We start from the raw sequence: 595 nt of genomic DNA, 5'->3' as shown, positions 1-595 counted from the left end.
CCGCAAATTTGTACTAATATGAGAAGCGACGGCTCAAATCTTTCCCCAGTGACTGGAATGGCCATACATCCTCAATTCAAAAAATACTTTCTCCATTCTGGCGGAATCATGCTGAGAATTCTCCATGCCACAAACACGTAAACTGGTACTTGATGTACTAAAGCCTCATCAGCCGAATGCTCTGGATTTTTCTCTGTCCCTGGCAGGCATCGGGGAGGACTATCGTGTGAGACTGACTGTTACCGAAGTGGACAAGAAAACAGAAAGCACTATTGTGACAATCGAAGGCAGAGACATCAGTTTCGACGAAATCAAAACAGCAATTGAACAGATGGGCGCATCAGTCCACAGCATTGACGAAGTTGAAGTCTCCGGCAGCTCTTCCATATGATTGTCTGAGCACCTCCGTGTGGATCTTTCCCGCTTGAGCCTGCTAAATATTATTCCGGTGCGGGCCGGGGTGATAAAAAACATCGGCTCTTCCCCAAATGGAGTGGGTAGATTATCGTAATCCCCTATGAGAGACAAAGACCTATATGCCCAGATACTGGGAATCAAGAGTCCCTGGCAAGTATCTGGTGTAGAGCTGGCGCTG

General features: G+C 47.2%; 1 protein-coding gene. It reads left to right on the top strand.

Annotation, left to right across the window (positions count from 1 at the left end):
• Nucleotides 1-124 precede the first annotated feature (124 nt).
• The gene (locus ACOCD2_RS25180; protein WP_293650733.1) at nucleotides 125-391 is read left to right on the top strand and encodes a DUF211 domain-containing protein; all 267 of its coding nucleotides are present in this window, start codon (nucleotides 125-127) and stop codon (nucleotides 389-391) included.
• The last annotated feature ends 204 nt before the right edge of the window (nucleotides 392-595 follow it).

Origin of the sequence: Thiolapillus sp., assembly GCF_048562965.1 — a bacterium.
GTDB classification, from domain to species: Bacteria; Pseudomonadota; Gammaproteobacteria; order Chromatiales; family Chromatiaceae; genus Thiolapillus; species Thiolapillus brandeum_A.
The sequence above is the reverse complement of the archived record's forward strand: the minus strand, read 5'-3'. Positions and strand labels throughout refer to the sequence as shown.

Coding starts and splice junctions, on each gene's coding strand:
- ACOCD2_RS25180 (WP_293650733.1), top strand. CDS start 125: ATGCCACAAACACGTAAACTGGTACTTGATGTACTAAAGCCTCATCAG.